Source organism: Micromonospora sp. M51 (genome assembly GCF_018070305.1).
In the GTDB taxonomy this organism is placed as follows: domain Bacteria; phylum Actinomycetota; class Actinomycetes; order Mycobacteriales; family Micromonosporaceae; genus Micromonospora; species Micromonospora parva.
This window is the reverse complement of sequence record NZ_JAGPXZ010000755.1, coordinates 1-2,856: the sequence shown is the minus strand read 5'-3', so window position 1 is coordinate 2,856 and position 2,856 is coordinate 1. Positions and strand designations below refer to the sequence as shown.

At 72.7% G+C, this 2,856-nt stretch carries 3 protein-coding genes; 1 reads left to right on the top strand and 2 read right to left on the bottom strand.

Features of this window, described 5'->3' with window-relative positions:
• Positions 1-171: 171 nt before the first annotated feature.
• Complete coding sequence (locus KBX53_RS28215) at positions 172-1,560, bottom strand: MFS transporter (protein WP_210862587.1); 1,389 nt, start codon at positions 1,558-1,560, stop codon at positions 172-174.
• A gap of 59 nt (positions 1,561-1,619) precedes the next feature.
• Positions 1,620-1,880, bottom strand: a complete 261-nt coding sequence (locus KBX53_RS28210; protein ID WP_210862586.1) for a hypothetical protein — start codon at positions 1,878-1,880, stop codon at positions 1,620-1,622.
• 218 nt (positions 1,881-2,098) lie between these two features.
• Between KBX53_RS28210 and KBX53_RS28205 the strand changes: the two genes are divergently transcribed.
• The coding region (locus tag KBX53_RS28205; RefSeq protein ID WP_210862589.1) for a heavy-metal-associated domain-containing protein at positions 2,099-2,856 on the top strand (758 nt) is incomplete at its 3' end.

The window sequence follows — 2,856 nt, the reverse complement described above, 5'->3', positions numbered from 1 at the left end:
GGTGAGGAAGCCCAGCGACGCGGCCCGGGGCCGATCCGACGAGGCGAGGAAGACCGCCACCACCAGCTGCGTCCCGGCGACCATGACCACGGCGAGCGGCAGGACGGTCAGGAGGTTCATCGCCCGCCATCCTTCCGGCACCGGCAGCCGGGACGCGGCCGAATCCGCGGATCACCCGCCTTGTCGCACACCCCCGCCCACCACCACCCGGCCGGCGAGCACCGCCCCGAGCAGGGCCAGCCCAGCGGCCACCACGAGCGTCGTCGTGTAGCTGGCCGGGCCGGGCGCACTCCCGGCCGCCAGCACAGCCCCGGTCAGAGCGAGCACGGTGGCCGCGAAGAGGGAGTCGCTCAGTTGCAGTGACGAGCTGTTGCGACCCTGCTCACCGGGCGCGGAGAACTCCAGCGTGAGCACCGACAACGACGGATAGAGCAACCCCATGCCCAGACCGGCGACAGCCCAACCGACAACGGCGACAGCCACCGGGAGCTCGGGCCGGACGGCCAGCGCCACAGTGGCGGTGCCGATCGTGATGCAGCCCAGCCCGACGCGCGGCAGGGTGGCCCGCGATGCCGGCACCGGAATGCGGCCCTGCAACCAGGAGCCCACCGACCACGCCAACGCGCCGACGGTGAGGACCAGTCCGGCCGCTGTCGGCGAGAGGCCCCGCTCCCGCGACAGCATCAGCGGAATGACCACCTCGGCGCCGACGAAGGCCGCCGACGCCAGGCCCCGCAGCCCCACGACGGTGGGCAACCCTCGGGCCGCCCGGAGGAACCCGGCCGGCAGCAGTCGCGGGGCGCAGACCAGCAGGCCAACCACGGCGAGCGCGACCAGCACCAGGGCGGTGGCACCGCGCTGCTGTCCCCCGATGTGCAGCAGTGCGGCACTCACCGCGGCCCCACACGCCCAACCGATCCGGCCGAGCGCGCCCGCCGGTGGGCTCGCGGCCACACTCCGGCCCAACGACCGCAGGCCCGGATGGATCAGCAGCACCGCCGGCACCGCCACCGCCGGCACCGCCAGGAAGACCCACCGCCAGCCCAGGTACTGCACGATCAGGCCGGCGACAGCCGGCCCCACCAGCGACGGTACGACCCACGCCGCAGCGAACGCCGCGAAGATCCGCCGGTGCAGCTCCTGCGGGTACGCGTGCCCGACGATCACGTAGAGCGCCACCGAGAGCAGCCCGGAGCCGAAACCCTGCACGACCCGCCCGACGACGAGCGCGCTCATCACCGGGGCGGTCCCGGCGATCAGCAACCCCACCACGAACCAGGCGACGCCGTGCCACATCGGTCCGCGAGGCCCCCGGGCGTCGCACCAGATTCCGGAGACCACCATGGCCAGCACACCGGTGGCGAACGGGCCACCGAAGGCGATCCCGTAGAGCGCCAGCCCGTCCAGGCTGCGGGCGACCGTCGGCATCGCCGTACCGACCGCCAACGCCTCGAACGCGAGCAGTGAGATCAACGCGACGCTGCCCACCGTCATCGCGCGGAACCGGGGTGCGAAGAGCCCTGGTGCGGTGGGTGCGGCGGTGACGGCTGTGCTCGACATCGGCCGAGCATGCGACCTCAACCCTGATTCATGTCAACCGTCCGGTGACCCGGCTCTCGTCACGCGTCCTGCAGAACCTCCCCGAGACCGCGCGCCAGACCGGAAAAATGCTGGTCTGCCAACACGTGGCCGGCGGTGATCACCACAGCGATCGGCCACTCGATGACCTGTAGCGCGGCGAGCACGCCGAGCCCGGCGTAGTAGACGACCTTGTCCGGTGGCGGGACCGCCACGTCACCCAGCATCGGCAGTTGGACCCGACGGCTGTACATCCGCATGTTCTCCCGCGAACCGTTGAGATGTCGCGTCAGCGTGCTCATGCCGGCCTCCCCATGTCCGGTGATGCTCGTCGGATTCCACGGCCCAACCCGTCCATGCGCCAGCGACGACGGAAAATTCCGCCGCTCAGGGGGCATAACGGATGGCAGGTCGGGAAGCCAGGCCGCCGGACGTGAGCGCGGTGGGAGGACGACATGGCCAAGGTCAGGACCAGCGGCAACAGGGAGCCGGGCTGGCGTCCGTCCAGCCGTACGCCTCGATGACGGCGGCGGGTCGCGCTGCCGGCCGCATCCTGCCGTCCTTCGGCGTGCCGCACCTGATCGGCGAGGCGTCCCGGACCGTCGGGTCGGCCGCGACCCGGCTGGCCCGGTCGGTCGGGCTCAGCCGGCGTCGGGTCTGGTCACGCCCCGGTCGGCACCACATCGAGGTGCACGGCGTGTGCCAGGAGGGCGGCGACCAGCTCGCCCGGCAGGTCGAGGGTGCGCTGGAGCGGATGCCCGGGGTGGCCTGGGCCAGGGTGAACGCTCCATCCGGGCGGGTGGTGGTGGCCGTGCAGGCCCCCGAACCGGATCTCGACGACCTCATCGCCACCATCAGCCGGGTCGAACGGACCTGCGATCACGAGCCCGACCCGGAGATCCCACCCCCGCACCCGCCCGAGGAGGGCCCCCACAACCCGCGCACCCTCGGCGCGCTCGCCTCGGACGCGCTGGGTCTGACCCTCTGGGCGGCCACCCGGATCCTGCCGTTCGCGCCGCTGCCCGGTGAGGTGGCCGGCGTGCTGGCAGCGGTCGACCTGCAACCGAAGCTGCACGCGTTCCTCGGCAGGACACTGCGCTCCGACCCGCGCGCGGAGGTCCTCTTCCCGCTGGCCGAGGCCGTGGTGCAGGGTCTCACCGGCCGCTGGACCGGCATCGTCCTCGACGGCGCCCAACGGCTCGTGGAGTGGGGTGAGGACCGGGCCCAGTTCTCCGCCTGGGAAAACGCGGAACCCCGACTGACCGGGGACCCCGAGCG

What these genes read in the sequence shown, in the direction of transcription:
- KBX53_RS28215 (WP_210862587.1), bottom strand. Translation starts at nt 1,560, where the DNA reads ATGTCGAGCACAGCCGTCACCGCCGCACCCACCGCACCAGGGCTCTTC.
- KBX53_RS28210 (WP_210862586.1), bottom strand. Translation starts at nt 1,880, where the DNA reads ATGAGCACGCTGACGCGACATCTCAACGGTTCGCGGGAGAACATGCGG.